The sequence below is a fragment of the Streptosporangium sp. NBC_01469 genome (assembly GCF_036227305.1).
In the GTDB taxonomy this organism is placed as follows: Bacteria; Actinomycetota; Actinomycetes; order Streptosporangiales; family Streptosporangiaceae; genus Streptosporangium.
On the sequence record NZ_CP109465.1, the window covers coordinates 1,407,222 to 1,433,906 of the forward strand.

26 protein-coding genes and 2 pseudogenes are annotated in these 26,685 nt (G+C 66.3%); 9 read left to right on the forward strand and 19 right to left on the reverse strand.

Features of this window, described 5'->3' with window-relative positions:
- Positions 1 to 43: 43 nt before the first annotated feature.
- Positions 44 to 571 (forward strand): hypothetical protein, encoded by a 528-nt coding sequence (locus tag OG587_RS06250; protein ID WP_329087718.1) that lies wholly within the window; start codon positions 44 to 46, stop codon positions 569 to 571.
- Between the two features lie 73 nt (positions 572 to 644).
- Here OG587_RS06250 and OG587_RS06255 read toward each other — a convergent pair whose 3' ends face one another.
- Positions 645 to 1,058, reverse strand: a complete 414-nt coding sequence (locus tag OG587_RS06255) for a hypothetical protein (protein WP_329087720.1) — start codon at positions 1,056 to 1,058, stop codon at positions 645 to 647.
- Between OG587_RS06255 and OG587_RS06260 the strand changes: the two genes are divergently transcribed.
- The gene (locus tag OG587_RS06260; RefSeq protein ID WP_329087721.1) at positions 1,053 to 1,253 is read left to right on the forward strand and encodes a hypothetical protein; all 201 of its coding nucleotides are present in this window, start codon (positions 1,053 to 1,055) and stop codon (positions 1,251 to 1,253) included. The genes OG587_RS06255 and OG587_RS06260 overlap by 6 nt on opposite strands.
- Here the strand turns inward: OG587_RS06260 and OG587_RS47060 are convergent.
- The 3 genes and pseudogenes from OG587_RS47060 to OG587_RS06270 all read right to left on the reverse strand — a co-directional run.
- Positions 1,244 to 1,441: pseudogene (locus OG587_RS47060) on the reverse strand (WbqC family protein); the annotation flags it as partial. The gene OG587_RS06260 and the pseudogene OG587_RS47060 sit on opposite strands and share 10 nt — an antisense overlap.
- The gene (locus OG587_RS06265) at positions 1,383 to 2,189 is read right to left on the reverse strand and encodes a YdcF family protein (protein ID WP_329087722.1); all 807 of its coding nucleotides are present in this window, start codon (positions 2,187 to 2,189) and stop codon (positions 1,383 to 1,385) included. The gene OG587_RS06265 and the pseudogene OG587_RS47060, both read right to left, overlap by 59 nt.
- Positions 2,183 to 2,437 carry a hypothetical protein gene (locus OG587_RS06270; protein ID WP_329087724.1) on the reverse strand — a complete coding sequence of 85 codons (255 nt, stop codon included), beginning with the start codon at positions 2,435 to 2,437 and terminating at the stop codon, positions 2,183 to 2,185. The genes OG587_RS06265 and OG587_RS06270 overlap by 7 nt, the downstream gene beginning before the upstream one ends.
- 155 nt (positions 2,438 to 2,592) lie before the next feature.
- Between OG587_RS06270 and OG587_RS06275 the strand changes: the two genes are divergently transcribed.
- Entirely contained in the window at positions 2,593 to 2,805 is a 213-nt protein-coding gene (locus OG587_RS06275) for a hypothetical protein (RefSeq protein ID WP_329087725.1), read from the forward strand.
- A 121-nt stretch (positions 2,806 to 2,926) separates the two neighbouring features.
- On the opposite strand, the gene OG587_RS06280 is transcribed toward OG587_RS06275, so the two are convergent.
- The 10 genes from OG587_RS06280 to OG587_RS06325 all read right to left on the reverse strand — a co-directional run bounded on the left by OG587_RS06280 (position 2,927) and on the right by OG587_RS06325 (position 14,230).
- Complete coding sequence (locus OG587_RS06280) at positions 2,927 to 3,541, reverse strand: hypothetical protein (protein WP_329087727.1); 615 nt, start codon at positions 3,539 to 3,541, stop codon at positions 2,927 to 2,929.
- Between the two features lie 18 nt (positions 3,542 to 3,559).
- A complete protein-coding gene (locus OG587_RS06285) occupies positions 3,560 to 4,018 on the reverse strand; it encodes a hypothetical protein (RefSeq protein ID WP_329087729.1) in 459 nt (152 codons plus the stop codon).
- The gene (gene fxlM, locus OG587_RS06290) at positions 3,997 to 5,325 is read right to left on the reverse strand and encodes a methyltransferase, FxLD system (protein ID WP_329093760.1); all 1,329 of its coding nucleotides are present in this window, start codon (positions 5,323 to 5,325) and stop codon (positions 3,997 to 3,999) included. Before fxlM (OG587_RS06290) ends, OG587_RS06285 begins: the two co-directional genes overlap by 22 nt.
- A 20-nt stretch (positions 5,326 to 5,345) precedes the next feature.
- Positions 5,346 to 6,167 carry a thiopeptide-type bacteriocin biosynthesis protein gene (locus OG587_RS06295; protein WP_329087731.1) on the reverse strand — a complete coding sequence of 274 codons (822 nt, stop codon included), beginning with the start codon at positions 6,165 to 6,167 and terminating at the stop codon, positions 5,346 to 5,348.
- Between the two features lie 19 nt (positions 6,168 to 6,186).
- Positions 6,187 to 7,422, reverse strand: a complete 1,236-nt coding sequence (locus OG587_RS06300) for a lanthionine synthetase C family protein (protein ID WP_329087733.1) — start codon at positions 7,420 to 7,422, stop codon at positions 6,187 to 6,189.
- Positions 7,419 to 10,487: a lantibiotic dehydratase gene (locus OG587_RS06305; RefSeq protein ID WP_329087735.1), complete on the reverse strand. Its 3,069-nt coding sequence runs from the start codon at positions 10,485 to 10,487 to the stop codon at positions 7,419 to 7,421. The genes OG587_RS06300 and OG587_RS06305 overlap by 4 nt, the downstream gene beginning before the upstream one ends.
- An 87-nt stretch (positions 10,488 to 10,574) precedes the next feature.
- Entirely contained in the window at positions 10,575 to 10,781 is a 207-nt protein-coding gene (locus OG587_RS06310) for an FxLD family lanthipeptide (protein ID WP_329087736.1), read from the reverse strand.
- Between the two features lie 87 nt (positions 10,782 to 10,868).
- Positions 10,869 to 12,077: a methyltransferase, FxLD system gene (gene fxlM / locus OG587_RS06315; protein WP_329087738.1), complete on the reverse strand. Its 1,209-nt coding sequence runs from the start codon at positions 12,075 to 12,077 to the stop codon at positions 10,869 to 10,871.
- Between the two features lie 507 nt (positions 12,078 to 12,584).
- On the reverse strand, positions 12,585 to 13,148 hold the full coding sequence (locus OG587_RS06320) for a GNAT family N-acetyltransferase (RefSeq protein ID WP_329087740.1): 564 nt from the start codon (positions 13,146 to 13,148) through the stop codon (positions 12,585 to 12,587).
- Positions 13,145 to 14,230: a hypothetical protein gene (locus OG587_RS06325; RefSeq protein ID WP_329087742.1), complete on the reverse strand. Its 1,086-nt coding sequence runs from the start codon at positions 14,228 to 14,230 to the stop codon at positions 13,145 to 13,147. Before OG587_RS06325 ends, OG587_RS06320 begins: the two co-directional genes overlap by 4 nt.
- Before the next feature lie 735 nt (positions 14,231 to 14,965).
- Between OG587_RS06325 and OG587_RS06330 the strand changes: the two genes are divergently transcribed.
- From OG587_RS06330 to OG587_RS47065, 6 genes are all read left to right on the forward strand, one after another.
- Entirely contained in the window at positions 14,966 to 15,751 is a 786-nt protein-coding gene (locus tag OG587_RS06330; protein WP_329087744.1) for an SAM-dependent methyltransferase, read from the forward strand.
- An 839-nt stretch (positions 15,752 to 16,590) separates the two neighbouring features.
- Positions 16,591 to 17,541: an ABC transporter substrate-binding protein gene (locus OG587_RS06335; RefSeq protein ID WP_329087745.1), complete on the forward strand. Its 951-nt coding sequence runs from the start codon at positions 16,591 to 16,593 to the stop codon at positions 17,539 to 17,541.
- Between the two features lie 2 nt (positions 17,542 to 17,543).
- Positions 17,544 to 18,650, forward strand: a complete 1,107-nt coding sequence (locus tag OG587_RS06340; protein WP_329093762.1) for a methyltransferase — start codon at positions 17,544 to 17,546, stop codon at positions 18,648 to 18,650.
- A gap of 239 nt (positions 18,651 to 18,889) precedes the next feature.
- Positions 18,890 to 19,759, forward strand: coding sequence for an endonuclease/exonuclease/phosphatase family protein (locus OG587_RS06345; protein WP_329087747.1), 870 nt, complete (start codon positions 18,890 to 18,892; stop codon positions 19,757 to 19,759).
- A 77-nt stretch (positions 19,760 to 19,836) separates the two neighbouring features.
- Positions 19,837 to 20,295, forward strand: a complete 459-nt coding sequence (locus OG587_RS06350; protein ID WP_329087749.1) for an HAD family hydrolase — start codon at positions 19,837 to 19,839, stop codon at positions 20,293 to 20,295.
- Positions 20,296 to 20,327: 32 nt separating this feature from the next.
- Entirely contained in the window at positions 20,328 to 20,522 is a 195-nt protein-coding gene (locus tag OG587_RS47065; RefSeq protein ID WP_443075489.1) for a hypothetical protein, read from the forward strand.
- Positions 20,523 to 20,647: 125 nt separating this feature from the next.
- Here the strand turns inward: OG587_RS47065 and OG587_RS06355 are convergent, their stop codons facing one another.
- The 5 genes and pseudogenes from OG587_RS06355 to OG587_RS06375 form a co-directional block, all read right to left on the reverse strand.
- On the reverse strand, positions 20,648 to 20,875 hold the full coding sequence (locus tag OG587_RS06355; protein ID WP_329087750.1) for a response regulator: 228 nt from the start codon (positions 20,873 to 20,875) through the stop codon (positions 20,648 to 20,650).
- A 26-nt stretch (positions 20,876 to 20,901) separates the two neighbouring features.
- Positions 20,902 to 21,072: a hypothetical protein gene (locus tag OG587_RS06360; RefSeq protein WP_329087751.1), complete on the reverse strand. Its 171-nt coding sequence runs from the start codon at positions 21,070 to 21,072 to the stop codon at positions 20,902 to 20,904.
- 464 nt (positions 21,073 to 21,536) lie between these two features.
- A pseudogene (locus OG587_RS06365) lies at positions 21,537 to 21,809 on the reverse strand (IS701 family transposase); the annotation flags it as partial.
- A gap of 143 nt (positions 21,810 to 21,952) precedes the next feature.
- Positions 21,953 to 22,489 (reverse strand): hypothetical protein, encoded by a 537-nt coding sequence (locus OG587_RS06370; protein WP_329087754.1) that lies wholly within the window; start codon positions 22,487 to 22,489, stop codon positions 21,953 to 21,955.
- A gap of 111 nt (positions 22,490 to 22,600) precedes the next feature.
- Positions 22,601 to 26,677 carry a LamG-like jellyroll fold domain-containing protein gene (locus tag OG587_RS06375; RefSeq protein WP_329087755.1) on the reverse strand — a complete coding sequence of 1,359 codons (4,077 nt, stop codon included), beginning with the start codon at positions 26,675 to 26,677 and terminating at the stop codon, positions 22,601 to 22,603.
- Positions 26,678 to 26,685 lie beyond the last annotated feature (8 nt).

Below are 26,685 nucleotides of genomic sequence, written 5' to 3' on the forward strand. Positions count from 1 at the left end.
AGGCCGCCGATCCCTTCCTGGAGGCAGGCTGGCGAATCAGCGATTGCTGTATGCGCTGGACCACTATCCGGACGGCAGCCCATGGCAGTACACGCCGTTTATCCACGGAACCCATGACTGGGCCAAGCAGCGTCTGAACGCCTGGCGGGATGGGCACGGCTATCCGCTCGCTCCGCGACATGTGGTGCTTGAGGAACAAGCAGAGCGCCTTCGTGCCGAACAGCATCAACAACGTCAGGAATGGGCGGCGGCGCTCGCGCAGGCCAGTGCGACGCCCCTGCAGGCGGCCCAGTGGGCGCGGTTCTTGCTGAGCAACGCCTCTCCCAGGGCCGCGCGGGTGATCCGCGCTCGGGAGCTGGCTGCGAAATGTAGTCCTGCTGAGGATTACCGCACGGACAAGGAGCGGTGGGATAAGGCCGACAAGGCGGCACAAGCAGCGGTAGAGAGCGCAGCAAAGTGGCCAGCCGAGCCGTGGTGCCCACCCGACCCCGACGATGAACAAGATCCGCGCATAATATCGCTGACTCGAGCTCGGGACCGAGCACACCGGGAACGACGCTGGCGAACCTGAGGGGCTCTTGTCAGCCATATCAGCACGGCGCGGTTCAAGGGCGCTTCACCCCACGCGCGCGCTTACCCTTAGGTCAGAAGTCGTCGTCGAGCTGGCGGCGCAGCTGCTCGCGTTCAGCATCAGTGATGCCGGTCAGCCATTCCCAGCGGGTGACCCGGCGCACCTTCCCCCGGGCTAAATCGTGGGCCAGCACAATGCGCGAAGCCCGCCCCATTTCCTGTTCGGCCACGACGTAGGGGTTGGTCGCCTCCCACGCCACGTCGCTCCAGGAGGCGTTCTCGGCGATGTCGACGGCCGCGCGGTAGGCCGGGGCGCCGTGCCCACGGGGCCGGTCTCCCATCGGCTCCCAGCACGAGGCGCAGCGCACGAACGCCACCTTCTCGACCGTCGCCGGGTCGGTGTCGGCCACGGCCGCCTGGACGCCCGCGGCAGGGTCGGCGGTGTTGACGAGCGCGATGACGACCGGGCCGGTGAAGACCACGTGCATGAACGAGCTGCGACAGCCTGGGCACACCGCGCCGCGCGCTCCGGCCGGTCGGCGCTCGCCGAGCGCGTCTCCTCGGCCCGGCGCCGCTGCTCGGCTTCTTGGGCGGCCAGGTGGGCATTCCAGACCTCGATCGCCGCGACGGGCAACTGCGGCTGCCACGAGCTGTCGAGCGAGGCGAGGCGCGCGCGGTGCTGATAGTCCCTGCGTGCGAACTGCACGTCGTCCAGGACGATCCAGTAGTCGGCGGTGAACAGCTTGGCCAGCGTCACCAGTCGGGGGAAGAGGTTGGGCTGGTGGATGGCGCACACCTCGCCGTACGGCAGGTCAGGGCGTAAGGAGCCTGCTGTCGAATCCGGCGCGGAGAAGAGCCTGGTAGGCGTCATGGACCTCTCCTGGGACGGGCTGCTCGACGGCGTAGCCGAGCTTGGGGTACTCGATCACGCGCTGGAGGTCGCCGACGAGCATGTCGATGACCAACTTCGGATCACCGATCGAGCTGACGTAGTCATCCAGCTCAAGCGGTTCGGAGGCGCACACCACCTCGACCTCGGGCCATACCTTTCGTGCCGTGGCGTAGGCCCGACGCTCCATGTACGGCTTGGAGATCAGGAGCACCGAACCGGGCCGAATACCCGAATCGGCCAGCACCTGGCGGGACAGTGCGATGTTCTGGCCGGTGTTGGTGGCGTTCGGCTCCAGCAGAATCGCCTCGTCGGACATGCCGAGGTCGAGCGCGTGCTCGCGGTAGTGGACGGCCTCGCCTCGGGGGAAGCGCGCCGCCGTAGTGGTGCTGGTGGCGCCGGAGAAGACGAGCAGCGGGAACCAACCGGCGCGGTGCAGGTCGACCGCCGCGCGTGCCACCCCCAGATCGTGGCTGCCCAGACCGATGGCCACGTCACACCGGCTCAGGTCGTGGTGCATCTGGTGGTAGTCCCAGATGGTGTGGGCGTGCTGCCAATGCTCGTCGGTGATGACCTGCTGCTTGACGCTCACCCGGTTGCTCCCTGGTCGCCGTGGCAGAGGGAGGCGGATCTCCCCCTGGATGGTCCGCTGGATGCCCTCGATGCTGCGCAGTTGGTGCGCGAGCCCGTGCTGCGCGGCCTCGCGTGCGGCACGGTCGAGGATCACCACCCATCATCCACGGTGGCCCGATCCGAAAGCAGGACGTGCCCGTAGGCCGTCTCCAGCCGGACCCGCTGCATGGGCGCATCGGTGACCGCGGTGGCGCGGGCGAGGTCGATCAGGCGTAGCGCCTCCGAGAGGTTCCCTGCGCCACGATGGGCCAGAGCGAGTTTCTGGTGCGCGACGGACCAGTCCTCGGGTTCACCGAGGTTCTCGAACTCGCGGATGGCGGCCGACAGGCGATCAACGCTTTCCACGCCAGTGACTACGGAGTCACACCGAGACCCGTGGCAGGGCCGTCCTCCGGCAGCGCCACAAGCGTGCCCCGGGTCAGGTCAAGCGGTTCAAAGGAGCTGCCCACCTGGCAGGAGCGGCGCCGGGCCAACGCCCGAGGCGCCGCGAAGGTCTCGGCGTGACGTACCAGACCGACGACAGCGAACCGGCCGAGCGAGTCATGATCCCCGCCCGGCCGGTTGACCGGCCCGCCCCCGCCGTCTCCGAGGAGGCCGCGCGCTCGGCCGCCGGACAAGGCGACGCCCCGGTCGGGTTAATCGCGGTCATCACCGGCTGCACCACGTCCTGGCAGCTGCTGGGGCCGTGGCCGACCGCGGGCATCGCGCTGTAGGCGGCCTGGCCGGTCTGCTATCGGCCGCCGCCCTGCTCAACGCCCCCGAGGTCGACGGCGAGGACCCAGACGCGGTCGCAGTTCTTGCAGTCACACACGAGGACGTGACGGTCGTCTGACCTCACCTCCCCAGCGCGGAAAGCACCGCTTCGCTGATGTCCAGCGCGGCCGAAAGGTCAGTAATGAGCCCTGAGGGGAGTGCCTGGCACCCCAGAGCACAAACGTCCAGCACTTCGGCGAGTTCGCGTGCTTGCACGTCGCTGAATAACTTGGCGCACCCCTCATGGGCCAGCACCTCGCGCGCCGCGTATCCATCCTGAGAGGCCCGCTGGATCAGTGTGGCGGCGATGCTCCGCGCGCCGGGATGCTCCGGACCTCCGGCGGCGTCGATGACGGACAGGCCCAGGCGCGTGCTGAACACCGCCAGGCCGGGTGCGGGAACGAGCCGCCGGTAATGCTCCAGCATCGCGGTGAGATCCGCTTCCATCGGTTGGTGGGCGCTGCGGCGGCACAGCACGGTCAGACACGCGGTCACCGCGTTCTCCCAGGGCTCACCGGGCATGGTGTCCGAGAGCAGGGCCAGGGCGCCGTCCGCGTCGCCCGCCGTGGCACTTGCGATGACCGCGACCTGGCGGCCGTCGAGCATCCGCCGGCCGACGCCGTGGTGACGCTGAAGGTGGACCAGTGCCTCGTGCCAGCGGCCCGCGCTGGTCAAAGCGCGGGCGCCGTCGGCCATCAGGACGCTCCACAGCCATCACCGCACCTCCCGATGGTCTTCCGTGGTCGAGGTGAGCGTTCCCGCGGGCACCGGCAGGCCGTCGAGGACGGTGTCGGTGCGGGTGGTGACGGCGTCGTACAGGTCGGTTAGGAGCCGCAGCGCGGCGTCACCGTCGCCGTCGCGGATGTGCAGGCGCGCGAGGTTGACGAGGGGTTCGAGCGCGCGGCGCGCGGTCCGCGCATCCAGAGGACAGGCGCGCAGGTACACCTCGGCATGCCGATGACACCAGGCTCGTGCGAGGTCGGGCAGCCCGACGTCGGACGCCAGCAGGGCGGCCTGGTTGAGGACGACGGAGCTCGACGACGGGTCGCCGTCGCGCTTGGCCGCGTTGGCGAGGGCGCACAGCTCGCCGACGCGGACACCGAGCGGTGTACAGGCCGGACGCGAGCGCGCGACAAGGGGGAACCGGAGCGCTACCGGCCCGGCCGGATCCATGCCGTTATTCCCAGATGACCGTTATGGGGTGGTGTAGCCGGTCCAGGACGAACCGACCCGCGACAGGGGCGGAGGTCTCGGGGGTATCGGGCATTTCGAAACGGACGGTACGGGTGCGGTACTCCGTATCCCAGATGCGGAGCTGCTCGGCCACCAGCTCCGCGAGGTCTCGTCCGGCGGGTCCGTGGCCGACGACACCGATCTCGTAGAGTTTTCCGCCGTCGTCGGCCGGCGGGCTGAATGGCGAGGTAGGCAAGGTCGGCTCCTCGGGTGGCGGCCATGGAGCCCCAGGGGAACATGGGGGTGACCTGGCCACGGTCTTTGGCCGCGGGCTCGACGTTCATCCGCATCAGGGCGTTGTCGAGACGCAGGCACAGCCACAATTCCATCCACTCCAGCGGCACCCCAGGGGGGAAGAACACTCCGGTCCAGGTTTCGTGTCGCTCGGTGTCCAGCACTCCGGCCAGGGCGTGGCCGTCGACGGTCTGGTCCTTGTGAACCTGAAGGGTCACGTCCTCCTCGGGGGTGAGGGGGACGATGCGCCGTGCGTCGTCGCCGATCCCGCGCAGCGGCATGAAGACCGCCAGTTTGCTGCCCACGCTGTGCCAGCGGTCTTCGCCGCGCTCAAAGGCGATGGTGCGCGAGTTGGTGCCGCGCAGGCGAAGCGGCACAAGCAGGCACCCGCCGGGGGCGAGTTGGTCCAGCCACGCGGTTGGCGCCTCGAACGCGCCGACGGTGGCGATGATCCGGTCGTAGGGGGCGCGCTGGAAGTGGCCGAGCGCGCCGTCACCGAGGACGACCTCGACGTTGTCGAACCCTGCGGCGGCCAAGTGCTCACGGGCGCCGTCCACCAGATCTTCGTCGATGTCGATCGTGACGACGTGGCCGCTTTCACCAACGATAGCGGCCATGATCGCCGCGTTGTAGCCGGTGCCTGCCCCGGCTTCCATGATTCGCTCGCCAGGGCCCGGGGCGAGCTGTTCGAACATTCCGGCGACGATCCACGGCTGTGAGGCGGCACTGATCCAGGTGCCGTCCTCGGTTGTCTTGGTGTAGACGGGGTTGTCGGTGTACGCCTGGTCGAGCGGTACGCCGGGAAGGAACAGGTGCCGGGGGGTCTGCCGGAAGGCCGTCTCGACGGCGGAGGTGCGAAGCACCTTCTGCTCATGCAGCCGGTCGGCCAGATCGGCGCGGAGCTGTTCGGCGGACAACGCAGGGTTATCGCTGAGAGTAGTCATTCGGTTGATCCTGGTGGTTTCGGAGGTGGAGGCAGGGCGAGACGCAATGTCCCGTCCCGCGGTGAACACGATGTCCAACGCCAGCACGGTCAAGGTGGTCCGGTCAGCCTGGGATCGGCCCCGAACACCACGGTCTTGGCGGTGGCGGCCAGAACGGCTTGAGTAGCGTGGGGCAGGCCGAAGCGGTTCCACACGAAAATGATGTGGTGGGCCAGGACGGCGCGCAGACCGCGGCGCAGCAGTCCGGCGGCTGAGAGACCGGCCAGGTCCTGACCGGCGACGGCAAAAGCCCCTGTCCACTCGGGAGCATGGGGCAAGGGCGAGCCTTCGCGCGTGAGACTCGCCGTATCCACGCTCATCAGGTGCTGCAGATCGGCGTGGAGCCTTTCGGAGAAGGTCGCGCCGGGCGGTTCACGATGGTCGGCGACTCGCGCCCACACATCCCCCTGCTCGTACCAGTCCAAGCCAGCTGTGCGCAGCAGGGTGCTGCACAGCAGGATCGACAATTCGCGGCGGTGCCCGGCGCCCGGCAGATGCCCGGTATCGGCGAGGTGGGCGAGCAAATGTCGGCTGTCGAGGTGGAACAGGCGGTGGGCGCAGGCCATACCCTCGGCGCCGCCGAAGGCGTGGGTTTCAGGCTCGTAGACGATCTCTCGCGCGTCGTCGATGTGCCGGTTTTTTTTGAGGTCCTCAAGGTGGTGGTGGATGTACGCCTGAGTCCCGGATGTGTCGCCGCCGGGCAGGAAACGCACCCGCCAGCAGGGCTTCTTGCGGATGAAGAACCAGGATGTGAGCAGCCCATCTCGCTCGGCCGCGATCAACAGCGGAACAAGATGAGCCAGGGCGGCATGCTCGGCGCCGGCCCAGTCGGGGAAGGCGACGTTGATCTGGTGCCACGAGCAGGGGTCCATAAGGTGGGCTCCAGTGTGATCAGGCCAGGAGGAGAAGCGCATCCCAGTCCGATGCCGGAGCGGCATCGGTACCGATGGTGTGCAAGACGAGCGCGGCCCCGGCGGCGCCGTCGAGAAGTTCGGGCTCGGTCGTGTGTCGGGATATCTGCACGGCCAGCCGGTTGGCCACGCCGGGGAGTTCCGCACCGATATAGGAGGTTTGGGCGTCGGCGGCCATCCGCCAGGCGGCTTGGAGCAGTCCGGCCGTGCCGTGGCACAAACCGATCTCGGGAAGCCGATCGAGCTGCACGGGATCGCGTAACGTCGCCAGCATGGCGGCTTCAGCGGCCTGCTTGCGGGTGACGTCGCCGAGCGCCATGCCTGCCAACTGCTGAACGCGGGCTGTGCCGCTGATCCCGTAGCACCACGACGGCCGGGGACGCCGCGCCGGGTCGATGCGCTTCGCGCGCACCTGCTCGATGGTGACCAGACCTGGCCACCACGGGGTTACGCCGTCCTGCTGCTGCCATAGGTCGGTCCAGGCGCAGATCCGTTCAATCGCTTCTTTCGCGTCGGCTACGTCTGCGTTGTGCAGAACAGCGAGCGACAGCAGGGCCAGGACGGAGCCGATGCCGTGGGACAGGCCCAGATTGCCGTGCCCGTCCGGATAGTCCGTGCTCGGCTCGCCATTGGGCGCGACATTCGTCCACCATGGGGGAAGAGCACCGCCCGTGGGCAGCGGTTCGGTCAGGCGCACCAGGTAGGACAGCACATCGTGGGTGACCCGGTGGTCCGGATGGCGCCTGAAGTGGTAAACGCCTAGGCCGGCCAGCCCGCGGATCAGATCGAATTCCTTCATCTCGGGTCGTTCGCCGCGGGCGATGCGAGCGTGAGCCGCAGCCAGACGTGTGCGGGTGAGTGCGGTCACCGCGTCGTCCAGGCGGGCCAGTGCGCCCCGATACCGGCCCGGGTCGTCGGCAGCCGCTTGTGTGACAAAGGCCAGGGCGGGAGCGCCGAAGAACAAGCCGGCGTTGGCCGCAGCCGTCAACGCGCCGGAGGCGGCCACTGCCAGCCAGGCGTGCGCGGTGCCGGGATCGCCGTGGCCGGAGCGGGCACGCTCGATATGCAGCAGGGCGATACCGGCCGCGCCGCCCGCCAGCGATTGCGGCCACACCCTGCCGGTGTTCGACGGCTCGACCGCCCACGGTCGAGGGTCGGCCAGCGCCGTAGCGATGGACTCTGCCACGGCCAGCGCGTTCCCATGCAGCTCGTTCATGACCTGCTTCTCCTGGGGCGGGCGGTCCAGCTCAAGGCGGCGGCGCGGGCCAGGTGCAGGCATGCCCGCTCGCTGACCAGCGACATCCCGGCCATGCGGGCATGGTGCAGGTGCAGCAGATCGGGCAGCACGACGACCGGAGGCAGCGCCTCCTCCAGCACGCTGCGGTAAGCGGCCAGCGTCTGCCGCCGCCGCGCCCAGCAGGAGGCGATCTGCTCGCCTGCCGGGTGCACGGCCAGGGCTTCGTGATCGTCCGGTTGGGCCAGACGTATGGCCTGGTCGTAGACGGCCCGGTCAGGCGGGGAGGCGGAGGGTCGGGTGTGGTCGATCAGCCACCGCATCGCCGTGGCGCGGTCGCCGAGGAGGACCGCGGCGATGTCGAGCAGGCTGGCGGCGGTCATGGCGTGCAGGTTGGGCCCTCCCCGGGAGGTGATCGCGGTCAACTGCGCGAGGGTTGTGGCCGAGTCGGCGGCGAAGTACGCCTCGGCCGCGTCCATGGCACCGGGGCCACCGAAACGGGCGGTCTCCGGAAAGTAGGTGTCCCACTGCACATGCGCCGTCAGCCCGGCCCGGCGCACCTGCTCACTCCACGCGGTGACCTGAGCGGCGGCGTCGGCGAACGCGCCGTCAGGCATGGTCAGGCGGACGCGGAGGTGATGGTCGGGGTCGTGGTAGCGCAGGAACCACCATCGGGCGTCGCCGCCGAGCGCGTCCACCAGGCGCGGCAGGTGACGAGTGAGAATGACGTCGTGCCGGTCGGGGTGGCTGTACAACTTGAGCGACAGCCGACCGTGCCGACCGGGCAGGTGACCGTGGTCGCGGGGGGTCAGCTCGGGCGGTAGCCGGGGCGGTTCGGCGGGCTTGCCGGTCATGGCGAGAGGGATCACGAACTCGTGGGCGCGGCCACCGCTCCACCCGGCCGCGTCCACGTCGGACGCGACGCGCAGCACGGCGGTGCCGGCGCGATCCACCTGGGCGCGCAGAAGGACGCGGTGCGCGGGCTGGGTGAGGTTCAGCCGGATGTACTGGTCGCCGCCCCCGAGAACAATGATCTCCGGTAGCGCGACGAGCTTTCGCCAGGCGGTCAGAGCTCTGTCCCATTCCGTCCAGTCGGCCGAGGGCGCGGGCAGGTCGGCCGCGGTGAGCCGCCATCGGGCGGGCGAGATGATCGTGCGCCGGTAGCGAAGCGCCGGAACGAACGGCAGCGCGGCCGCGGGGCCCCAGTCGAAGCTTGCGCACGGTGCCCGTAGTGCGTGTGGTGCTTCGAGAAGGAACCGCGCCAGCGGGTGCGTGTGCTGCACCAGGTTGACCGCGTTGAGGATGACCGGCTCGATCGTGCGTCGGCGCGAGCGTGACACCAGGTAGATGCCGCGCAGATCGGCGGTGACAGCGAGGTCGTCCAGCGCGATCACACGTGCGGCGCAGGGGTGGTCGCCGACCGGCAGCACATGCGGCAGCACCTGCGGGGCGCGGGCGACGTTCTCGGTGCCAGCGTACGGCGCGGGCGCCGAGATCTGAACCGCGAGTGCACTCCGGATACCCGTGGGCAGGCTCGCGTACGCCCGGTTCATTCGCTGCTGGTGCTCGTCATCGAACAGGTCCAGAAACCGGCCGGTGATCGTGCCCGCGGCGCGTGATGCCCCGGTGACAACAAGCGTGAACCGGCCCTTCGCCAATGCCTCGGCGGTGGGCGCGTCGATCCGTACGGTCAGTTCCGTGGTGGGCTGAACAGGCGTGTCAGAGACGACTGCGCCGAGGTCGGCGATCATGTCGTCATCGAGTACGATCTCGCGCTGGCCGCGTATCGCGGCGTTGTGCGCCAGCACCAGCAGTTTGCGGTCGCGATCCGTCAAGGCTTCACCCTCGGCGGCATGGGGGCTGCCACCGTACCCGGCCGGGTAGCCGAGCCCGATGTCGGCGTTGACGACGTCCAGGACCGGGACCAGGGCGCGCGGGCCATAGCGTGCCAGGAACCGTTCATGCCAGGCGACCCAGCCCATGTTGAGCGCGGGGCGCCGGGCCAGGCGGACGAGCGCGGACGCGGCTGTGGCCGCCTCTGCCGCCACGGTGACGGGTAACGTCGCCTCCCCGTCCAGGCGCAGGTCGACCGCGAGCGGCGGGCGTGCGGTGCGGTGGATGGCCGCCATCGCGGCCGCCGCGCGTGTGCGGTGATCGCCCGCCAGGGCGACCGGTTCACGATCGTGCTGGGCGATTTCGTCAGCGATGACGCGCAGGCCCTTCACGACCTCGGCCAGCTCGCCGATGCCTTCCGCGTTCACGACGTCCAGCTCCCGCAGGAGGTGCCCGAGCGGATCGCAGGCCGTCATGGGCGGGCGCAGGCCGGTGAGCAGGAGGCGCTGGGCCACCAGTTCGGCCACGAGCGCGTCGATGGTGCTTTCGGGAGTCCGGGGGGAGGCGGCGGACAGCCGGGCCATCAGGTCCGCCATAGGAAGGGGGGCACGTGCCAGCCGGAGAGCTTCCCGGACCGGGCCGGTGGCGCGCACGCTCACCTCCCCCGGCGCGCCGCCCGCCATGGCGCTGGCGCGGTGTTCGAGTACCACACGGCCATCCCGCTCGAACGCGAGCCCATTGGCGACGACGGTCAAGCGGCGACGGAGCGCCTTCGCACCTTCCAGTCGCCGAAGGACCGCACAGAGCCATTCCGCCGTGACGCGAGCTACGGGGCGGTGCGCGTCCCCGATGCGCGCCTCCGGCACATCGCGTCCTGTGCTGATGCGAGCCGGGGCCACCCCGGCGAACAGGCCGAACGGTGTCGCCCGGCCGGAGGCGCGCAGCACGTAGCGCATCACGGAGAGCAGCGCACGGCGCACGGCCGGGTCCGGCAACGATCGTCCGGCGCAGATCTCGCGCACCCGCTCCGCCAAGCTCGGGCTGGACTGCTCCACGGCCGCCGCGAAACCAGGTATCTGCCACGTGCGCGCCAGCCACGCCCGCCAGGAGGCGCAGTCCGCGTCCGGCCCAGTCAGATCAGGCCACGATGTGACCCGCTGATCTGGCCGCCACGCCGGGGCGCGCACCACTGCGGCATCAAGGTGGTGGTACATCAGCCGCTCCCACATCTGAGGCCCGGCCGGCCGGTGAGCCGTACCGGCCGGGCGCTTGGATCAGGCGTCGAATTCCGGCAGGGCGGCCTACGTGCCGCAGCTGACGCACGCGGTCGCGCACGTCGCGTTGCAGCCGTCGTCGGTCATCCGGATGAGCTGCTCGGCAGCCACACCGGACTCGACGAAGGACACGTCCAGGTCCTCCCAGGCGTCCGTGTCCCAGGCTTCGGCGGTTTGGGATTCGAGCGCGGGCGGTGTGAGCGTTGCCGCACCTCGGGCAGAGCAGATGGTCATGAAGGTTCCTCCTTACGTTGGGGCGGTTGGGTTTCCCCGGTGCCTGTCTCGGGAAAATCGCCAGATCTCCCCGAGGAGCCCGGCGGTCTACGGCCAAGTGACGACGACGGTCCCGTGCCGTTTGGCGATGACTCCGCTGGAGGGGGCCGACGGATTGGCGGGTTTGGGGAGGTACCGGATGGACGCGGCCCCGCGGCGGTGGTACTTGTCCGCCCACTGGCGCAGCAGCTCCACGTATCGGGCGGCGGCTTCCTCGGCTGAGGGCCCGTGAGCGTAGACGCCGCTCTCGTATCGGCCGGTGTCGCCGTCCGGCCTCGCGGCGCGGTAAGCGAAGCTGTCGCCACTGATCAGGACGGGCACACCCTTGAGGGTCGGACGTGCGAGCAGCTCTTGGTCGATGACCTTCTGGTCGGCGTGCAGCATCGCCATGTCCGGGTCGTTGGTGAGCAGGAACAGCGTCAGCTCGTCGGGCATGTCGAACTCGGCCCCGGACCAGCGTTCGATCCTCGGCAGGTGCAACGCTCGGCGCAGCCCCTCCACATCGACCTTGAGATCCTCATCGTCGAGGCGCAGCACCACCCCGTCGTCGAGCGTGATGTTCCGTTCGGTGTGGGAGCCGGCCCCTTGGAAAGGCACGAAGACGCACAACCCGTAGGTGCGACTGACCAGGCCCGAGCTGTCGCGGTCGAACGCGATCCAGCGGGTCGTCCCCTTCAGCCGGAGCGGGACGACGATCCGGCCGTCATCGGCGAGCTGGTCGATCCACGCGGGTGGAATGTCCCAGCTTCCGGCCGTGACGATGAGCCTGTCGAAGGGGGAAGCCTCAGGTACGCCGTCCTCCGCGTCGGCCAGCACTACGTCGACGCGGTTGTATCCGGTCTCGTTGAGGAAAGTGCGGGCGCGCTCGATGATGTCAGGGTCGATGTCCACCGTGGTGACGTGTCCGCCGTCGCCGACGAGCTCGGCCATCAAAGCCGCGTTGTAGCCACCGCTCCCCACCTCGCAGACGCGCATGCCTGGCTTGATGTCGGCCGCTTCCAGCATGGTGGCCTGGAGATGAGCGGCGGAAACGGAGCTGAGCGTCAGGCCGTTGCCGTCGCTTTTGACGATCGGCGCGTTGCTCCCGGCATAGGCGGCCTCCAGCGTCTCGCCCGGCGTGAACAGGTGGCGCGGCACGGCAACGAAAGCGGCCGCCACGGGCTCGGACTGGATCGCCTCCGCCTCGCGCAGTTCGCGCACCATGGCGGCCCGCAGGGAGGTTGCGTCGCCACCGTCGCCCTCTCGGAATGTAGTCATGCGGTCACCGTAATCGGTCGCAGCGACCGGGCGGACCCGCAGGACATGCCAATCATCTCGATCACGGAGCGCTCCTTATCCACTGATTCGCGATCTTTTACTTCTTGCCATCCTGAATTATTCTCGGGCCACCTATTCGCCCGGAAGCATGACCAGACAGATTGGAAGTTCTTCGTATTGCATGTCTTCCACTTGAAGTTGTCAAGAGCCTTCTTTTTGGCCACTTTTCGGCTCGGCGATATTTTCGGTCACCTTTCAAATTCCAGGCAGCCCAAAATGAACGACTAATCAAAACGCGGCACCCAGCTGCGGGCACGCTTAAAACAGCCCTTCTACTGGACGTTTATCGCAAGGGTTACGGAATGAGGTTGAAATTCAAACCATGTGGAACGTAACCCTACCCGCGAAAGCGGCATGTAGATATCTCGGTCAGATGCTGGCGCAAATAGCGTCTAAGTGACCGCTTGATTCCGCTGATGGAACACTCACGTACTCGCAGACATCCTGCTACGGGTTAGCGACCTTTAGGTTGAGGACCATCGAGTTATAAAGTGGCGCTTCGTCCCAGGGCCGTGACTGTCCGACCATCTGGTATCCCCACGACGCGTACGCAAATTGAGCCGGTTTTGCTTCCGGCTCGGGTCGCATCGTCAACGTCACCCGCTCAACTTCCAGCCCTTCTATCAGGTCAAAGTGGAGTTTTCTGGCGATGCCACGCTGCCGCCAGGGCTTTCGGACAGCTAGTTCGATGATGACGAATGTCCGGTTCCCGGTTTCCCGGGTGAATTCCTTCGACGCTGGCCGAAGTAGTCCTCGCCACCACTGGGTGTCCGGCGGCAATCGGTATCCGAATGTGAAACCGACGACTTCCGTACCGTCGCGCGCGACCGCAAGCCGGAACCCCTGACGCTCGGTCTGACGGTGGAACCGATCGATGAAATCTGCGACGTCCCGCGGCCCCTCTAGGTACGGAGGTTCGGCGTATACCTCTTCGTAGGCTGCAAGGATTGCGTCCAGCTGCACCGCTGCCCCGTTGCCGTCCCACCGCTGAGTGGTCACCTGATCAGTCATATCGCCCTTTCCTTTAAGTAATCCGACAAGACCTCTACCGGATCGGCTGTTGTCCGACTGTCGTTCTTCGCGAGGAGGTTGCGGACTTCTTTCAACCGCCGGATAACACGTCCGGATTCAACCTCTTCCAGGTGAGGCAGGGAGGCCACAGCCTCTGAAGCGGCCTCATCGATCTCTCCAGCCAGTACCAGACTGCGGGCCAGGGTGATCCGGTAAAGAGCACGATTACGGGTATAAGTGCGCTCTTGATGGGCCAAAGCAGCACGCAGAAACGGAACAGCAGCGTTATGGTGTCCTATTTCCGCATTGATTAACCCTTGCGTGTACCCAAGTTCAGCGTGTCCGTGAAAGGCTGCCCACGGCGGTGCCGGCCGCTCTTTTTCGGAACGCTCAATCACGCGCATCGCACAGGCAAGTTCTCGTCGCGCACCGCTGTTGTCTTGCATTTTTGCCAGAGCTCGGGCTTCACGTGCAACGATCATTGATACCAAAATCGGTGATCGCATTGCTTCAGCGCGCAGTCGGGCCGCACGAGCCAGATCATAACCGTCCCGAGGCCGGTCCTCATGAATGGCTTGCATGCTAAGACTGGCAAACACTAGCACTTCAAGACCCGGATCACGCAGCATAGTTGCAGTGGTTAATGCCTCACCCCAGAACCGGCGAGCCCCGTCTTGCTGATCGGCATCATAATGCAACCATCCACAATGCTCTGCCGTTTCTCCTGCTAAAAGCTGAAGTTGTCGGCCGATACTGTCAGGATAGCTACCAGTATTGATCACACGACGAATTCGCCGCAGATGCCGTATGGCAAGAGATCGGACATCACCTCCACCAAAAGCATCGTCGAGAGCATAAAGCGACCTCAACACCTCGCGAAGCTCAGCGATATCGGACGTGCCGACAGAAGCAGAACTGGAATCAGAACCGGAAAGAGTAATACTCGCAGCAGTACCTAGAGTATCGGCAAGAAACATTCTCCGATCCAACCCGGACGTTTCCCCGGATTCCCGTTCGATATATTCGATCTTATTCAGAGGTGGCGGCGGAAAACCCAAATCAACGGGACTCATGCCGAACATCGCGTGTAGTACTCGCCACGCCCGAGGACGAGGACGAGGCGGATTTGGCTTGCGCCAGCGTCGCAGCTGCCGTTCGGTCAAAGCCACCTCCTCTCCCACCACTCGCGCTGACTCCGCATATTTCTCAAGGAACGCAGCTGCTTGTCCCCAGCCACGCAGTCTGCACTCACGATCGAACGTCGTCCACTCTTCGGTCATGTCCGCCTCGGGGTAGTCACCGTTCTCCACGGTAGCGCAGGACTTTTCCCGCAAAAGTCCGCCCAGGGCCGGGAAAGTCCGGCGGAAAGTCCTCACTCGTGTCCGGTCCAGCGGCTCGCTCTCCCAGTTGCATGGAGGCGAAGGCAAGGAGGACAACACATGACGATGGCCAGCCGCACAGCTAGCTCGACGCCATCCGAGGCGCGCTACGAGCTAGCCCTGATGCGTAGTTGGCCTGCGTTATCGCTCGTACTGCCGTCCTCGCCGCCGGAACTCCTCAACGCGAACAGAAACCTTTCTCCCGCCGGCAGATGGCCCGCCGGACCGAGCCAGCAGCCCCCGTAACGGCTCCTTCCGGAATCTGCTGGCATCCCCGGGGCATCAGGATGATGCACGGCCCGGCCTTCTGCGGCCCTGGCTGGGCGATGAACCTCCTGGTGCCCCGGGCTCCTCCTTCTTGACGCTGAAGTAGCGCGCCGGTGGCGACCCTGCTGATGCCCTCACCTCATTCCGACTTTTCAACCCGAAAGGTCCATCATGACCGTTCCCGACCCTCTCGGCCTGGCCAAGGGCAACCGCGCCCGTGTTTGGGAAGCCCTCGGTGACGGCAAGGACACGTTCGTCCGGGACCGGGAGATCGCACAGCGCCTCACCAGCCTCATGCCCGGCATGCGCCACGTGGCCCGGGACAACCGCGGCTTTTTGGAGGAGGCCGTGGCCACGCTGACCCGGGCCCACGGCATCCGGCAGTTCGTCGACCTGGGAGCCGGGCTCCCCCGGATGGGTAAGAACCTGCACGACATCGTCCGCGAGCATGCTCCGGCTGCCCGGATGGTCTATCTCGACCACGACCAGATGGTCGTCGTGCACTGGCGGGCGCGACTCAAAACTCGGGGCTTGGCCGTGGTCGAGGGGGACGCCCTCCACCCGGAGAAGGTGCTGGCCGATCCCGAACTGCGGAAGCTGATCGACCTCGACCGGCCGGTGGGCCTCATCATGAGTGCCCTCGTGCACTTCTGGCCTTCCGAGGACGTGGCGCCGGTGATGGACGCCTACCTGACCGCGTTGGCGCCGGGCAGTGGCCTCGTGTTGTCGCATGCGACGACGCAGGGGCTTTTCCAGGATCTCCTCACCTTGGCCGTGCACGCTTACGAGCAGCCGATCCACCCGCGCTCGGCCGACGAGATCACCCGCTTGTTCGACGGGCTGGACCTTCTGCCGCCGGGGGTGGTGGCCGTTCGGGACTGGCCGCTACACCTCGGCGTTGACAGGCCTCCGCTGTTCCTCGGCGGAGTCGCCGTGACCCGGGAGGGTCAGCAATGAGCTCGCACGACGACCGTACCGACGACGCTGTCCTCGCCGCCCAGCAGGTACAGGCGCACGCGCTCACCTGGTGGGTCCGGTGGAGCCCGCAACACCGGCGCTTCGAGGCGTGGGAGCTCACCGACCCGGCGCAGTGCCGCATCGTCTGCGCGAGCAGCGCCGGCGAGCTGTGGGACCGCATGCAGCAGGTGGACCTTGACCTGTGGCGGGCCCGGCCCCGAGACGACCAGCCGCCCACGCCCGGGGCGGTTGATCGTCTGGGTTCGCCACTTCGAGTGGCCCCGGGGCGAATCCCTGACTTTCACGGCCTGCCGTCAGGCCGAAGGGGACGATTCCCGGGGCCACGCCTCCCATCGACGAAAGGACCCGGCGGTGACCCGCGTTCCGTCGCGACCGTCGCTTTTCAGCGCCTGCTGATCCATCCGGACACGCGGTCCACTCATGCGGGTGCGGTCGTTCACCGGGCGGCTCGGCCGGGCCCCTGACGCCGCCGAGCCGCGGCGCACTAAAAACCAGCGCGGGATCCCTTCCGGGCCACCGCGCTGCACCACCACCCGCGCGTCTGATCGTGAGGCGAGGAGACGCGCGGGTGGGCTCGCTGAGTGATCGGCGGGCCTGCACCATCCCCATCTGAGTGGGGTCCAGCCTGGCGATCATCCCTGCTGCCGCCGGTCTCTCCCCGGGCGGGAACGCAGGGGCGGCCAGGAGGCGCGCGCTCCAGGGGGCTCCGGGATCTCCTGGGGCGCGTAGCCACACACACCCTTCCCCCATCGAAATGGAGCCCTCCAGCCATGAGACGATTACTCATAGTTTTCATAGCGCCACTTATGGTTATTTTAGTGGCGTGTACGGCCGAGAAGCCGTCCGTCAGCACCGAGCGAGCCCTGATCCCGATCAAGGTCGGGGCGCTGCTTGTCCCGGACGCGGCCCCGGCCCACATCGCATTTCGTCGCGGACTCTTTCGTGATGAGGGCCTCGACGTTCGGCTGGAACCGATCCAGGCCGCCAGCGCGGCGCTGCCCGCGCTCGATGGCGGCAGCCTGCAGTTCGCGCTGCTCAACTACGTCACCGCGATCATGGCAACGGCGGAAGGCGACGCCAAGCTCCTCATGGTCGCCGACAGCTACCAGGCGGCCGACGGGACCTTCGTCGTCATGGTGAAGGGGGGCTCCTCCTACAAGACCATGGCGGACCTGCGCGGCCGGAAGATCGGGGTCGCAAGCCGCCGGAGCATCGGCTCCATCACGGTCGCTTCGGCCCTCAAGACGTTCAACATGGCAGAAAGCGACGTCGACCTTGTGGAGTTCCCACTCCCCGACATGCCGGCGCTGCTCGAAGCGGGCACCATCGATGCGGCGTGGATGACCCAGCCGTACGTTCTGAACGCCGCGCAGAAGACCGGGGCCCGCGAGCTACAGGACATGACCAAGGGCGGCCCGATGGCCGACTTCCCCATCGCTGGATGGGGGGTCACCGCCGCTTACGCCAAGGAGAACCCGCACGTCGTCGCTGCGTTCCGGCGGGCGATCGGCAAGGCCCAGCAGATCGCCGCGAACGACCGTAGGGCAGTTGAGGAGGTCCTGCCGACCTACACCAAGATCGACGCCGCGACCGCCGCGGTCATCCCCCTGGGCACCTTCCCCACCACCCTGGAGGAGGGGCGCCTGCAGCGCGTCGCCGACACGATGCTCGAACACGGCTACCTCACCGAGCCCTTCAAGGTGAGCGCACTGCTGGCAGCGCAGACACCGTCCCCCTCCTCGGCCCCACTGTCGAAAGGACAGCCGTGACCATGACCCAGAACGGCCTGCCGCAGCGCGCCCGCACCATCCCGCGGGGCGCCGAGACGGTGAACTCCCAGCACACAATCACCATCCAGAGCATCGTCGACGGCGTCCTGCTGTTCGGCGCGCTGAACGCCTTCTGCGAGCTGGACCTGCCCGACATCCTCGACCGCGCCGCCCACCGGACGCTGCCGTTGAAGGAACTCGCCAGCTGGTGCGGGGCACAGCCGGAGCTGCTGGAGCGCCTGCTGCTCCCGCTGTCGGCCAAGAGCATCGTGAACCTCACCAAGACGGTGGGCGAGGGGAGCGTCGTCACGCTCACCCCGCTGGGAGCCGCGCTTCGCAAAGACGTCCCGGGCTCCCTGCGGCACACGGTGACCATGACCGCCAGGCCCGCCTGGTGGGAGGTGATCCCCCAATACGGGCAGATCGCCCGTACCGGGAAACCCATCCTGCCCGAGGGACACCGGTCGCTGTATGAGTACCTGGCGGCTAACCCCGACGAGAACGAGGCGTTCGACGCGTTCATGGCGGCGCGGTCACATCCTGCGGCCATGGCGCTCACCACCGAGGACTTCTCCGGCGTGCAGACCGTGGTGGACGTGGGCGGCGGCACCGGCGGCACGCTGGCGACCATCCTCGAAGCGCACCCGCACTGCCGCGGCGTGCTCCAGGAACTCCCCCGGGTCGCCGTCCGCGCCGAGACCAACCTGGCCGCCCGCGGGATGGCCGATCGATTGCAGGTCCTGCCCGGCGACTTCTTCGAGGGCGTCCCGGCGATGCCGCATACGCCCGGGAAGACGGTGTACCTGCTGAGCAGCGTGCTCCACAACTGGTCTGACGAGGATTCGCTCCGGATCCTCGGGCAGGTGCGCGCCGCCATGGTCGCCACCGGCAGCCCGGCCGAGCTGTGGCTGGTCGAGAAACTGACACTCCACGCCCTGCTCGACCTGCGCATGATGGCGTTCTTCGAAGGCGGGCACGAGCGAACCCCCGACCAGTACACGCACCTGCTGGCGCGGGCCGGCTTCGTCCAGCAGCGCACCAGGCCGCTGGCGGGCGTGCTGACCCTGGTCACCGCGACGCTGGCGAGCTTGGTGGTGCCGCCTTCCTGAGCTGGCGCGGCGACAGGACCCCTCTCATGTCGCCGCGCCGTCCCCCCGCGAGCGGTGAAGAACGATCCGGGGACCGCTCGCGGGGTCATCATCCAGAGCTTCACCCGAGACCCTCGCGGATTCCTGGGGCCGACTCACCGTAGAGAGTGAGTCGGCCCCAGGAATCCGCGAGGGCACTCCCCTCCTTAAAACAGAAGCTATTAACGGTATTCATCTGGACGTCGCGAAAGGCGTTGGCCGTGGCGAACGAAAAATTGATCCTGGCTACTTTTAACTTCCAAGAGGGCGGATGGTCGCGGCATGACCGCGCCTACCGAAATCTCCCCCTTTTGAAAGAGGTGGTCGCCCAGGTTCCTGACCTGGACATCCTTTTTCTTCAGGAAGGATTCCGCTACGCCGAGGAAGGGCAAAGGGCCCTGTTCGAGGTCGAGAGGATCCTGGCGCCGGTGGCGCCGCTGCGCGGGTTCCTGACGCGCAGCGACCGCGGCCTGCTCCACGAGGTGATCTTCATGCGGTGGCCGCGGCTGATGCCCGTCCGGCACTACGAGCCGGGGCCGGGCATCTACCATGACCAGATCGGCTGGCTGCACGCCCACCTGGAGGGCGACCTCGACCGGTCGCTGGCGCTCAAGAGCGTGCACTGGCCACACTGGTCAGGAGACGCTCGCCTGGACGAAGCGCTGAAGCTCACCCGTCACGCCGCCCCGGGCTCCGCGGCGATCATCGCAGGTGACTTCAACTCGCTGTGGCCGGGCCCGCAGGAATTCGAACCCGACTGGCTGGCCCGGCCCCCGCATAAACGGCTGCACAAGACGATGCCGCCGGGCGCACGCGCCGACGGCGAGCTGCGATCCGATCGGCGAGCACTGACCGTGCTGTCCGAGGCCGGTTTCGTCAACGCGGGATCGGTGGACGGGGACTACACCGTCACCGTCAACGACGCCGTCGACGACGGCCAGGGAGCTCGGATCGACCACGTGCTGCTCAGCCCGTGGCTGGCCCCCAGCCAGGTGCCCGGCAGCTATCGGGTGTGGGTCAACGAGCTCGGTGATCGTGCGAGCGATCACCGCATGGTGTCCGTCGCGGTAGACCTCAAGGTAGCCAGGTGAGCCCGGGGCCAGGGCTACAAGCGACGTTCACGGACATCCAATGCGTGATAGTGGATTACGGGGCGACAATCACCGCGGTGGACTCACCGGTTGATCCCGAGCTGCGTATGCGCCGGGTCGACCCTGATGCGGACGTGGCACTGCGTAAACTTCATGAGCGCCGATTTCGCTTGGTGCTCGGAAGCAACACCAAAAAGGGCCAGAACCGACGGCAGGCGCTGGAACAAGCAGGGATTCTGCAGCTTTTCGCAGTCACCCTGCAGTCTGATGCATTGGGAGTGGCAAAGCCCAGCCGACTGTTCTACGACCTCGCGGTGACCGCCGCCCAGTTCCTCCCGCACGAGATCGTGTGGGTGGGAAACAACATCCGGCACGATGTGATCGGTCCGTTCATGCACGGGATGCAGTCGGTACTGGTGCGCCCGGCTCCGCTGAGCGAGCAGGAGGTTCAAGCTCTTCCACCTGGCGTTCCGGTGATCCCTCACCTCAGTTCCCTGCTTCCCATGCTGCCTGGCAGTCGCCTTAATGGCCGCTGACCATGAGTAACGGGCACCCATGTGAACAGGTGATGAGCAAGGCGATAAAGGTGGCCCACCAGGCTCGCGCCTCGGGAAACTACAAAATCGGGGCGGTTGTCGTGGACGGGCGGATGGAGCTGCTCTCCTCGGCTTTCACCGAGTTGAACTCGGAGCCGGATCCGACGGCCCACGCCGAGATGCTTGCGCTTCGCCGGACGTGTTCCAGGCCGTGTATGAGCGTTTGAACACCACCGGGCTGACCGCCCTGTTCGCCGTCCACCCCACCCCGGCCGAGGCCGTGCACTTCCTGCGGCGGCCCGCCACCGCCTGACGGCGGACACCTGAAGATCGGTGAGCGCGCGGGTGGAGGTCAGGAGCGGCGGGGTGCGACGGCTATCTCCAGGAAGAAAGCGTCGATGCTTCGGACGGCCTGGAGGAAGTCGTCGAGGTTGATGGGTTTTGTCACATAGGCGTTGGCGTGCTGGTGGTAGGCGGCGCGGACGTCGTCGGGAGCCGAGGAGGTCGTCAGGACCATGACGGGGATGCTCAGCAGGTGCTTGTCCTCCTTGAGCACGGCCAGCAGCTCACGCCCGTTCATGCGGGGCATGTTCAGGTCCAAGACGATCAGGTCGGGGCACGGGGTGCCGGGCGCGCAGGTACCGCGTCCACACCGTCATGGACGTGGTGGATGTCGCGGGCCATGCCGTGCTCGTGCAGAGCGGCGTCGATCAGTGCGGCGTCGGCGTCGTCGTCTTCGACCAGAAGGACGCTGTAGGTACGCGGGTCGGTGTTCACGCCGTGGTTTCTGTCATGGCCGCCGGGAAGGGGCCGAGTAGAGGGGGTGCGTTGCGAAAACCAGTCTCGGCCAGCGGCGGCGGGCTCCTTGCCGGGTGATGTACCAGGCCTCACCCAGTTGCGGGTAGCCGGCACCGAGCTGGGCGGCGCCGGCGGCCTCGCGGTGGGCGCGGCGCTCGATCGCGCGGCTGAGATGCGCCAGGATCCGTAGCCGGTTGAGCGCCGTCGCCGGACCCGGCGTCGGCGCCGTCGGGTCCTCGATGTCGGGGAGGATCGAGGCGAAGACCCGTTCTGCCAGGTCATCGGCCAGGCAGGCGACGGCTTCCTCCGCGAGATCGTCGAGTTGTCGTTCGGTGAGGCTGGTCGGGAAGTTGTTCCGCTTATGTGGGAGTTAGTGAGATTGCCGTGGCAACACGGCTGCGATGACCCGCACGCCTGCGGCGCTACGCGGCACCGGATGCCGTCACGTAGGAGCGGACCTCGTCACGCAGGGCGTCGACGTCCCATTTCGCGCGGTCCAGCAGGTGCTCGAACCGGTGGGCGGTGGCGTGCCCGATGTGGTCGGCCAACTGCCAGGAGTTCTTACGCGGCACATCGGCCAGCAGGGCGCGTGCCAGGTCGGCGAAGGCCTGCCGAGGCTCGGGCCGGGTGAACAGGGGGCCAGCGATCCGAGTGGCCAGCGCTGTCAGTTCCGTATCCCAGGACACGACCTGATCGTAGGAAAGGAAGGAAGTCACGCGCCGACCATCGGCCCACAACCACCCGTCAAGGACGGAGATTACCCAAGATCTACACGTTCAAGATCTTCGAATGTAGTACCGGTCACTCGGTACCGGTACCGCGGCAGCAAGATCCCCAACCCCTGGGGGAGGGCAGGTGTTTATGTGGGGAATGTAACGCCGACGTGTGTGGATCGCATCCATTCTTCGTCAATAGCGGCTTGCAGCAGCGCTTCGGCGGTGATAAGTACGGCGACGCCCCAGCGATTGTCCCATGTTTCCCTGCCGGCAGGCGTAGTGGCGATCCATTGTTCGACGCTGGCGAGATCGGGATCCGGATACCAGTCCCGACTACTTGCGTCGAACTTGATTGCGCGACCGTCTTGAGCGTAATAGGACACTATCGCCGGGACGTCGCCGCACCATGCAGCACTCAGACAAGGCCCGTACTGCGCTATGGTGGAAAGAGTCTCAGGTGTGGGGGAATCGACGCTGTAATCTATGATGATAGTGCCGTTGCCGAGACGCCCAATGAGCATATCGGTATCGCCGCCTAGAAAGTGCATCGGCTCCGTGATCCCGGGCGAGATGTCGTAGGCTGCAAGGACATCATCGGTCGTGGTGGCGGAGCACCATGTAAGCGCGAGGGCGTTAGTGGTGTACCGATGGAACCAACGAGAATAGCTCTCATCAATCATTGGTCTTCCTTTGGTTGATGTGCCCTGCTACCGGCCACGTTTATGATCGGCAGATTGGCGTGCCGTCCGCCGCTAGGATGATGAGGCTAGCGGCGGACGGCGACGCTTCAACTATCTACATCTCTCACCGAAGCCGGAGGTATCGACTTGAGCGATGTCTGGTGGAGGGACATTTTCGGGAACTGTGTCGCCCTTCTTGGTCGCATCGACCCAAAAGGGATCCTTCTCTAGGATGCGGTGCCGGTCATACCAGCCGTTGAGCAGTGCGCCCGCAGTGGTGTTGTCTTTGCACTCGACGATTGCGACCGACATGTTATAGCCCGCAGAGGCGGCACCCTCGTGTGTGGAGGCGAAGGGATACTCGTCGCATGATGGCTGTTGTAGGCCGCTTGGAACCCGGGCTAGTTTGCACACTTTTTTCCGGGCCGCGTCATTCTTCCCGGGGACGGTGTCTGGATCTTTACGGTCCCCCTCGGCTCTGGTCAGGCATCTGTTGTTTTCAGACATGCATCCAGGATCGTTCTTGCTGTAGCGGCCGGGGATTTTTTTCCTTACTGGAGACAGCGGCACTGTGTCGTCCGGGTCGTAGAGGGCTTTCCAGATGTGTGCTGCGGTTTGGTTCACACCACTTTTAGTTACGGGATCCTCTGCCCGGTTGCCGTCGAGGTGCCAGACTGGCCGCGAACTCCAGACGACACAACCGCCGGTGTGATTCAGGATTCTGGGTGAGCTGTCGCAGCGGAATTCGACGCGGTCAGGGGAGAGCCATCCGAACAGCTTAAGAGGGTTATCACTTTCCGGATAGCTAACCGAGGGCCTGAGACCACAGAATCCCTTACGGTCCGGCGCCGGAAACCAAGCCTCTGGCGAGGTTATGGTAATCAGTCGGTCAGCGCCCTGGATCCAATCACCGATATCATCGACGATGATCTTCTTATCGACGAAACATCCGCTGGAGTTGCTGAGACCTACCTTAACCGGGCGGCCTGCAGCACCCTCGAAGCCGCCTGGACGAAAGTCGTCGACCTTGATCCATGCCTTCATCTGACGGCTATGGATCCCCGCTTCGCCACGCGCTGCTGTCGGGTTCGCGGTGCCTGCCGAGTGTCCCACGTACGTGTGGACGACCATGCTGAAACGGGCTGACCACGCTATTCCGTTCGAAATGTCATTAACGGTCTCAGTTTCACCGATACGGCCAGTAAAACACACGTTGAATGAATTTTTGATCCAGCGCCACGTTGCTATACTCTGATGCCGTGACAGCTGGCAATCGCCCTGTTTATTAATGCGATCGTAGTTGAAAGGCTTCACGGCCGCTTGGACCGCTTGAGTGCCTGTGAGCGGACTCATCGTCTCGGCCAATGAGGCAGTGGATGCGCCGGCGCGAGTAGCCTTTTGCTTTGTCTCTGGTTCGCGATTAGGCAACGAACCGTCAACAGGCTCTTCCTTGGCCGGCGGTTGGGCCGACTGCGGCTGCTGAATGATGAGGTTCTGCCAGTGTGTCCAGCCTCCGGTGTCGGAGTCGGCGACGCGGGCGCGCCATCTGACCTTCTCACCGTCTTGAAGTTTGCCCTTGGGGATCTGCAGTGTCACCCGGGAGTCCCCTGGCTTGGCGGTGACCTGGCCGGACCAGAGCAGCCGCTTGTCCGTGATTACCCTGCCCGCCTTGAAGGACTTGGTGGGTGTGCCGGCGAGTTCCACTTCCACCTTCGCCTCGCCGTCGCGCCCGGCGGACAACCAGGTGGTCAAGCCAGGGGTCAGGGTGGAGGCGACAGTGATGCCGTCCACGGTGCGGGCACCTTCGATCGTCAGTTTGTCGATGGTGGGAGCAGCGTCCGCGGTGGCGTCCATGCGCCGCTGTTGAGCGGCCACGCCGGCCGGGGCGGCGCCGACGGGGGTGTTCATGTCGGTCTGGATTTCGGTCGCGGTTTGGACGCGGTTGTAGATGCGTACCTCGTCGATTCTGCCGTTGAAGAATTCACGCCAGGCGTTGTTGCCGCCGAGTCGCAGTACACCGCCGTCGTCGATGAGGTCGCCGGCGATCGGTTGCTCGTCGATCAGAGTGCCGTTGACGTACAGGGTGGCCGTGCTGCCGTTGTAGGTGACTGCCAGGTGGCTCCACTGGTTCAGTGGCAGTGCGCTTTCTCCCGCCGCCGCCCCACCACTCTCGGCCATCTGCAACCAGCCCTGTGGGACTGAACCGTTGGAGGAGTACAGGCCGTAGCTGCCGCCTTCGGCGAGTTCCTTCATCAGCACGGTGCGCCAGTTGTTGTTTGCCGCCGGCTGTACCCATGCCGAGAGAGTCAGTGCGTTCGTCAGGCGCAGTGACTCGGCGTGCGGGACGGTCACCCAGCTGGAGGAGCCGTTGAACGACAGCGCCGTGCCGTGCTTACCGGTCGTCCAGGTGGTGTCGGTGGCCGCTCCGGTGTTGTGCTGCCCGGAGGAGTCGCCCACGATTGTGCCCGAGCCCTCATCCATGCCGTACGCGGCCACTAGGCCCGGGTTCGTCGGCGGGGCCGTGACGGTGGCCGAGACCTCGTTCGATGACGGGCTGAGGTTGCCGGCCGCGTCGACAGCGCGGACCCGGTAGTAGTACGTCCCCGCCGCGAGGCCCGCGTCGGTGAACGTGGTGGTCGGTGACGAGCCGACCTGGTTTGCGGCCGACGGGGTGAATCCGGGCGTCGTGGATCGGTGGATCCTGTAGCCGCCCACGCCCACGTTGTCCGTCGAGGCCGTCCAGGTGAGCTGCGCATTGCCAGAACCGCCCATTACGGCGAGCGAACCGGGCGCGGTTGGCGCCTGGGTGTCCGGCGGCGCCTGCTCGCCGATCGGGGTGTTCATGTCGGTCTGGACCTCGGTCGCGCTCTGAGCGCGGTTGTAGACGCGTACTTCGTCGATCAGGCCACTGAAGTATTCGCCCCAGATGCCGTTGCCGCCGATGTGCAGCGGGCTACCATCGTCAATGAGGCTTTCGCTGAGCGGAGTATCGGCGATCTGCTGTCCGTTGACGAACAGCCGCAGGGCGGCGCCGTCGTAGGTGAACGCCAGGTGGCTCCAGGTGTTCACCGGCAAGGGCGAAACGCCGTTGGCCGTCGCATGCCCCGGAGCCGAGGCCTTCGCCCAGCCGGACGGAACCGAGTCGCCGTTGGCGGCGTACAGCAGGTAGGAGACGCCTCCAGCACTCAACTCCTTACCCACTACGCTGCTCCAGTTAGCGACCGTCGCCGGGTTGACCCAGGCGGACAACGTCATTCCGGTTGTCAGCCGAAGCGACGCGGCATCCTCGACGGTGACCCAGCTCGACGTGCCGTTGAACGACAGCGCCTTGCCATACTTCCCGTTCACCCAGTTGGTGGCGCTGGCTGTGCCGGTGTTGTGTTGTCCGGAGGAGTCTGCCACGCTCGTGCCCGAGCCCTCGTTGAGCCCATAGGCTGCTACCAGCCCCTGTGGCGGCGTGGTGGCAGATCCTGTGGTGAAACTCCACGAGTGAGGCGCTGTCATGGCGGCGCCGTCCATATCTGCCGCGGTGATCTCAGCCGTGTACGTCGTTGCCTCGGCCAGCAGTTGACCCGGTACGAAATTGGCCTGAGCGCCCTGGACGGATGTCTCGCCACTCACGACATCCCCAGCGGCATTTTTGACGACGAATGCCGGATTGGCTACCCACTCATCGAACGTCACATGCAGCGCCGTCGAGACCGGAATGTCAGTAGCTCCAGCAAGGGGAGTTGTGGTGACGACGACGGGCGGTACCCCGCCAGGTTCCGGCTCGTGAACCTCCTCGTCAGGGTCCAGTCTTTCCAGCCACTCCTCGCGAGTGATCTCCTCCACCTCATAGAAACCATCTGTGGCATCGGATATGACAGTATCCTGAGCGTTCTCCCGCAGTGCGCGTGCCTGCTCTTCGTTGAGGACAGGGAGGTCAGGAGCGTCGGCCTGGTCGGTGAGATGCTCCGTAATCTCGGCGGCCGTGGGGGTTGTACCGTCGCTGGGGCCTGGAACGTAGTACCCCCGCACCTCAGTCTTGATCTTGGGCTCGTACTTGATGATGAGGACGGGGCCGCGGGGGGTGAAGGGGTAGGTGTCGTAGCCACCGTATTCGTCGGAGCGGTACCAGCGCCAGTTGGTGGGCACGCTCTCGCTGGCGGAGGACAGTTGGACGCCGTAGTCGTTGGCGCCGTTCATCCAGGCTT